The 6,643-nt window shown below is 72.0% G+C and carries 6 protein-coding genes; all 6 read left to right on the forward strand.

What is annotated here, in order from left to right:
• The first annotated feature begins 21 nt into the window (after window positions 1-21).
• The 6 genes from H6X67_RS10905 (at window position 22) to tyrS (ending at window position 6,269) form a co-directional block, all read left to right on the forward strand.
• Window positions 22-1,245 carry an argininosuccinate synthase gene (locus H6X67_RS10905; RefSeq protein ID WP_249369682.1) on the forward strand — a complete coding sequence of 408 codons (1,224 nt, stop codon included), beginning with the start codon at window positions 22-24 and terminating at the stop codon, window positions 1,243-1,245.
• Between the two features lie 129 nt (window positions 1,246-1,374).
• Window positions 1,375-2,904, forward strand: a complete 1,530-nt coding sequence (argH, locus tag H6X67_RS10910) for an argininosuccinate lyase (RefSeq protein ID WP_249369684.1) — start codon at window positions 1,375-1,377, stop codon at window positions 2,902-2,904.
• A gap of 37 nt (window positions 2,905-2,941) precedes the next feature.
• The gene (locus H6X67_RS10915) at window positions 2,942-3,628 is read left to right on the forward strand and encodes a DNA-3-methyladenine glycosylase (RefSeq protein ID WP_249369686.1); all 687 of its coding nucleotides are present in this window, start codon (window positions 2,942-2,944) and stop codon (window positions 3,626-3,628) included.
• Window positions 3,618-4,235: a class I SAM-dependent methyltransferase gene (locus H6X67_RS10920; RefSeq protein ID WP_249369688.1), complete on the forward strand. Its 618-nt coding sequence runs from the start codon at window positions 3,618-3,620 to the stop codon at window positions 4,233-4,235. The genes H6X67_RS10915 and H6X67_RS10920 overlap by 11 nt, the downstream gene beginning before the upstream one ends.
• 11 nt (window positions 4,236-4,246) lie before the next feature.
• Entirely contained in the window at window positions 4,247-4,891 is a 645-nt protein-coding gene (locus tag H6X67_RS10925; RefSeq protein WP_249369690.1) for an endonuclease III domain-containing protein, read from the forward strand.
• 112 nt (window positions 4,892-5,003) lie between these two features.
• Complete coding sequence (gene tyrS / locus H6X67_RS10930; RefSeq protein WP_249369692.1) at window positions 5,004-6,269, forward strand: tyrosine--tRNA ligase; 1,266 nt, start codon at window positions 5,004-5,006, stop codon at window positions 6,267-6,269.
• Window positions 6,270-6,643 lie beyond the last annotated feature (374 nt).

Genomic DNA, 6,643 nt, shown 5'->3' on the forward strand with positions numbered 1-6,643 from the left:
CCACCACGAAGGAAGAGAAACATGAGCGCTCACAAGGGCCGCGTCGTCCTCGCGTACTCCGGAGGCCTGGACACCTCCGTCGCGATCGGCTGGATCGGCGAGCAGACCGGCCGAGAGGTCATCACGGTCGCCGTCGACGTCGGCCAGGGCGGCGAGGACCTCGAGGTCATCCGCCAGCGCGCCCTGGACTGCGGTGCCGTCGAGGCCTACGTGGCCGACGCCCGCGACGAGTTCGCCGACGAGTACTGCATGCCCGCGCTCAAGGCCAACGCCCTCTACGAGGGCCGCTACCCGCTCGTCTCCGCCCTCTCGCGCCCCGTCATCGCCAAGCACCTGGTGCGGGCGGCCCGTGAGTTCGGCGCCTCGACCGTCGCCCACGGCTGCACGGGCAAGGGCAACGACCAGGTCCGCTTCGAGGTCGCCATCACCTCCATGGCCCCGGACATGGACTGCATCTCACCGGTGCGCGACCTGGCCCTCACCCGCGACGTCGCCATCGACTACGCGGAGAAGCACGGGCTGCCCATCGAGACGACGAAGCACAACCCCTTCTCCATCGACCAGAACGTCTGGGGGCGCGCCATCGAGACGGGCTTCCTCGAGGACCTGTGGAACGCCCCCACGAAGGACGTCTACACCTACACGGACGACCCGACCTACCCGCCGCTGCCGGACGAGGTCGTCATCCACTTCGAGCAGGGCGTGCCCACCGCCATCGACGGCAAGCCGGTCACCCCGCTCCAGGCGGTCCAGGAGCTCAACCGCCGCGCCGGCGCCCAGGGCGTGGGCCGGATCGACATGGTCGAGGACCGGCTGGTCGGCATCAAGTCCCGTGAGATCTACGAGGCCCCCGGCGCCGTGGCCCTCATCGAGGCGCACCAGGCCCTGGAGTCCGTCACGCTCGAGCGCATGCAGCACCGCTACAAGCGCCAGATGGAGCAGACCTGGGCCGACCTGGTCTACGAGGCACAGTGGTACTCGCCGCTCAAGCGGTCCATGGACGCCTTCATCGAGGACACCCAGCGCCACGTCACCGGCGACATCCGCATGGTCCTGCACGGCGGTCGCGCCGTCGTCAACGGCCGCCGGACGGACACCGGCCTGTACGACTTCAACCTCGCGACCTACGAGACGGGCGACACCTTCGACCAGTCCTCCTCGCGCGGCTTCATCGAGATCTACGGCATGCAGTCCAAGCTCGCGGCCGCCCGCGACGTGCGCCTGGGCCTGGGCACCGGCTACTGACGCCCCGCCCCGTGGCGGCCCGGCAGCCCCTGTGCGGGCTGTCGGGCCGCCCGCCGTCGGGGCGCCCACGGCCCGACGCCGCTCCGGGCGCTTCGCGCCGCCCGCCGGCCACGGGGCACAATGGGCCGCATGACGAGCCTGACGCCGCAGACCCCCGACCGGACCGACGCCCCCGCGGGCCTGAGCCTGTGGGGCGGACGGTTCAGCGGAGGCCCGGCCGACGCCCTGGCGGCCCTGAGCGTGTCCACCCACTTCGACTGGCGCCTGGCCCGCTACGACATCGCCGGCTCACGCGCCCACGCCCGGGCCCTGGCCGCCGCCGGGCTGCTCGACGAGGCCCAGCTGGCCGCCATGCTCCAGGCCCTGGACCGCCTGGAGGACGACGTCGTCTCCGGCGCCTTCGCCCCCTGCCCGGCGGACGAGGACGTCCACACCGCCCTCGAGCGCGGCCTCATGGAGCGCGCCGGGGCGGACCTGGGCGGGCGCCTGCGCGCCGGCCGCTCGCGCAACGACCAGGTCGCCACGCTCATCCGCATGTACCTGCGCGACCAGGCGCGCCACGTCGCCGGCCTCGTGCTTGACGTCGTCGACGCCCTCGTCAACCAGGCGGCCCGTGCCGGGGAGGCGATCATGCCGGGGCGCACCCACATGCAGCACGCCCAGCCGGTGCTCGTCGCCCACCAGCTCCTCGCCCACGCCTGGCCCCTCATGCGCGACGTCGAGCGCCTGGAGGACTGGGACGCGCGCGCCGCCGTCTCGCCCTACGGCTCCGGGGCGCTGGCGGGCAACACGCTCGGCATGGACCCGGACGCCGTGGCCGCGGACCTCGGCTTCGACGCCTCGGTGGAGAACTCCATCGACGGCACCGCCGCCCGGGACGTGGTCGCCGAGCTGTCCTTCGTCCTGGCGATGACGGCGGTGGACGTCTCGCGCCTGAGCGAGGAGGTCATCATCTGGAACACGAAGGAGTTCGGCTTCGTCACCCTGGACGACTCCTTCTCCACGGGCTCCTCGATCATGCCCCAGAAGAAGAACCCGGACGTCGCCGAGCTCGCCCGCGGCAAGGCCGGGCGCCTCATCGGTGACCTCACGGGCCTGCTCGCCATCCTCAAGGCCCTGCCGCTGGCCTATGACCGCGACCTGCAGGAGGACAAGGAGCCGGTCTTCGACGCGGTGGACACCCTCGCCCTCCTCCTGCCGGCGGTCGCCGGCATGGTCGAGACGATGACCCTGCACTACGAGCGCATGGCCGAGCTCGCCCCGCAGGGCTTCTCCCTGGCGACGGACATCGCCGAGTGGCTGGTCAAGGAGGGGGTGCCCTTCCGTGAGGCGCACGAGGTCTCCGGCGCCTGCGTGCGCGAGTGCGAGGGACGGGGCATCGAGCTGTGGGACCTGAGCGACGCCGACTTCGCGCGCATCGACGTGCGCCTGACACCCGGGGTGCGCGCCGTCCTGTCCGCCGAGGGCTCGGTGGCGGCGCGCCGCGGGCACGGCGGCACCGCCCCGGTGCGGGTGGTCGAGCAGCTGGCCCGGGCGATCGAGCGCTCGGCCGAGCTGCGGGTCTTCTCCTGGGAGGGCTCCCTGCTGGACGGGCCTGCCGGGCCGCTGGGCTCGGGTGAGTGGGGCGCCGAGGCCCCGGCCTCCGACGTCGAGGCCTGAGCCGGTCGGCTCCGCACGGGACTGCGCGGGAGAGCACATGGGGCAGAACACGCCTGGGGACCAGGCTCCGCCGGAGGTCCTCTCCCTGCTGGCCGGCGACCCGGTCGACGTCGCCCCGCGGCTGCTGGGTGCGCGCCTGACGGTCACGGGGCCTGAGGGTGCGGTGACTGTGAGGCTGACAGAGGTGGAGGCCTACTGCGGTGAGCGGGACCCCGGCTCACACGCCTTCCGCGGTCGCACGGCACGCAATGCCTCCATGTTCGAGGCTGCGGGCGTCATCTACGTCTACTTCACCTACGGCATGCACCACTGCGTCAACCTCGTGTGCGGGCCCGAGGGCACCAGCCGGGCCGTCCTGCTGCGCGCCGGCGAGGTCACCGAGGGACTGGGGCTGGCGCGTCTGCGCCGGCCCACCGCCCGCACCGACCGCGACCTCGCCCGCGGGCCGGCCCGCCTGTGCCAGGCCCTCGGGCTGACCCGGGCGGACGACGGCGCCCGGTTGGGCGGGGCGGGCTCGCGCTTGGTCCTCACGCTGCCCGGCCCGGGGGAGGCCCCCGACCCGGCGAGGATCCTCTCTGGGCCCCGCACCGGGGTCTCCGGGCCCGGTGGCGACGGCGAGCGCTTCCCCTGGCGCTTCTGGGCCGACGGCGAGCCCACCGTCTCGTCCTACAAGGCGGCCGCGCCCCGCCGCCGACGGGACCCCGGTGAGCCCGGTGAGCACTGAGACCTACTGGAACCACAACACGGCGTTCCACGACGAGCTCGTCGCCGACGCCGCACGTCGCGGCGGGCGCGCCCTGGACGTCGGCTGCGGTGACGGGCTGCTCGTCGAGCGGCTGTCGTCGGTGTGCCAGGAGGTGGTCGGCGTCGAGGTGGACGCCGCGACCGCGCGGCGGGCGCGTACCCGCCTGGCCGGCATCGACGGTGCCACCGTGTCGACGGCGGACGTGCTCGAGCCGTCCGTGGGCGAGCGTCTGGGGACGTTCCAGACCGTCACCTGCGTGGCAACGCTGCACCACCTGCCGTTGGAGGACGCTCTGAGGGCACTGGCGTCCTTCGTCACTCCGGGCGGTCGGCTTCAGGTCATCGGTCTGGCTGCCCGCTCGAGCGTGTGGGACTGGCTCCTGGCCGCGGTGGGCGTCGTGCCCAGCTGGGTGGTGAGCCGGTGGCACGGCGGGGCTGCAGAGACCGGTGTCCCGGTCGCCGAGCCGCGCGAGTCCCTGGGGCAGATCCGCGCCGCGGCCCGGCACCTGCTGCCAGGTGCGCGCGTGCGTCGGCGCCGGTACTGGCGCTACAGCCACACCTGGGACCGTCCCGGGAGGGCTTTGTGAACCGGGCTGCGGTGTCACCGCTGCCGGTGCGCCGGCTTCTCGCGCTGCTGCGTGGCGCGCTCGGTGACCTCGCCCCGTGGCCGGCCGACTCGCCGCTGGAGTACGTGTGCGGCGCCGTCCTCGTGCAGAACACCGCGTGGACGAACGTCGAGCGCGCCCTGGCGGCGCTGCGCGAGACCACCGGCTTCGACGCCGAGCGGCTGCTGGCGCTGACCGACGCCGAGCTGACCGGTCTCATCCGCCCAGCGGGCTTCATGCGCGCCAAGTCCCGCTCGCTGCGCGGCTACGCCTCCTGGTCACTGTCCGAGCCGGGCCGCGGTGCCACCGCGCTCGACGACGACGCTCTGCGCGAGGTGCTGCTCGCCCTGCCCGGCATCGGCCCCGAGACAGCGGACGTCATCGCCCTCATGGTCTTCGGCCGTCGTCGCTTCATCTTCGACACCTACGGGCGGCGCCTGCTGGCACAGGCCGGCTACGCCGTCGGCAGTGGCTACGAGACCACCCGCCGTGCCCTGGAGGGGCGGATCGACGCCGAGGGGCTGAGCCACGCCGAGCTCGTCGACATCCACGGGCTCATCATCGAGGCGGGCAAGCGGGCCCGCGCCGCCGGCGGCTGGGAGGTCTACGGCCCGCGCATCGGGGTAGTGCCCGGGTAGGTGAGGCGGGGATCCGGGCCTCGGACGTGGCAGACTTGCCGCGCCGGGGCACCGTCCCCGGCCCCGGGCTCAGCGGGCCACTGAGCGCCAACCACGGGAAGGCGACACGATCGTGACCGATATCCTGGACGAGCTGCAGTGGCGGGGCCTCGTCGCCCAGCACTCCGACATCGACGAGCTGCGCACAGCTCTCGACAACGGGCCGCTCACCTTCTATATCGGCTTCGACCCTACCGCGCCCTCCCTGCACCACGGCCACCTCGTGGCCGTCAAGGTCATGCGCCACCTCCAGCTGGCCGGGCACCACCCGCTGGCGCTCGTGGGTGGTGCGACGGGCCTCATCGGCGACCCGCGGGCCAAGGGCGAGCGCACCCTCAACACCAAGGATGTTGTCGCCGGCTGGGCGCGGTCCCTGCAGGCCCAGCTCGAGCACCTGCTCGACTTCGAGGGGGACAACCCCGCCCGCATCGTCAACAACCTCGACTGGACCGCCCAGATCCGCGCCATCGACCTGCTGCGCGACCTCGGCAAGCACTTCCGCCTGGGCACGATGCTCTCCAAGGACATCGTCGCGCGCCGCCTGGCCAGCGACGAGGGCATCTCCTTCACGGAGTTCAGCTACCAGATCCTCCAGGCGAACGACTACCTCGAGCTCTACCGCCGCTACGGCTGCACCCTCGAGCTGGGCGGAAACGACCAGTGGGGCAACATCGTCGGCGGCATGGACCTCATCCGCAAGGTCGAGGGCGCCTCCGTGCACGTGATGACGAACCCGCTCATCACGAAGGCCGACGGCACGAAGTTCGGCAAGTCGGAGGGCGGGGCCATCTGGCTCAATCCCGACATGCTCTCGCCCTACGCCTTCTACCAGTTCTGGCTCCAGGTCGACGACGTCGACGTCGTGCGCTTCCTCAAGGTCTTCACCTTCCTCGGGCGCGAGGAGATCGAGCGCCTGGAGGCGGTGACGCGGGAGAACCCGAAGGCGCGCGAGGCCCAGAAGGTCCTGGCGCGCGAGGTGACGACCTGGGTCCACGGTGAGCAGGCGGTTGAGGCCGCCCAGGCCGCGACCCAGGCGCTGTGGGGGCGCGGGGACCTGTCCGAGCTGGATGAGGCCACCGTGCTGGCTGCCACGGCGGACCTGCCGACGGCGGAGCTGACGGTGGGGGAGTCGACCATCGTCGACCTGCTGGTGGCAACGGGCCTGGAGAAGGGCCGCAGCGCGGCCCGCAAGACCGTGGCCGGCGGCGGCGCCTACCTCAACAACGTCAAGGTGGAGGACGAGGACGCGGTGGTGACCCAGGACCAGCTGCTCGCTGGGGGAGTGGTGCTGGTGCGCAAGGGCAGGCGCAACCTCGCGGCCGCGCGGGCGGTGCGCTGAGTCCGGACAGGGTGGGCGGGGTCACCATCGTCCGGCTTGACCCTGCCCGCCGCGGACGCATAATCTATTCCCCGGCCCAAGCGCCCCGGAGCGATCCGGAGGAGTGGTGGGGCCAGAACTGAAGAGGGTCGCCTCGGCGAGACTGGGATCACGAGATCCTGATTTGACCTGAGGAAATCGGCTCACTAAAGTTCATCTGGCGCTTCCGGAGTGGATGCTCGTCACTGTAAGTGGTGGTGTTCTTTCGGTGGGTGTGTTGTTTGAGAGCTCGATAGTGTGTCATGTTTTTTATGCCATAGTGGGTGCGTCTGCTGGGCTGTTCCTGGGTTTTGTGTCTGGGGGTGGTTTGGTGGGTGTGCTTGTTTTGTTTTTGG

It is taken from the genome of Actinomyces sp. AC-20-1 (genome assembly GCF_023369555.1).
Taxonomy (GTDB): Bacteria; Actinomycetota; Actinomycetes; order Actinomycetales; family Actinomycetaceae; genus Actinomyces.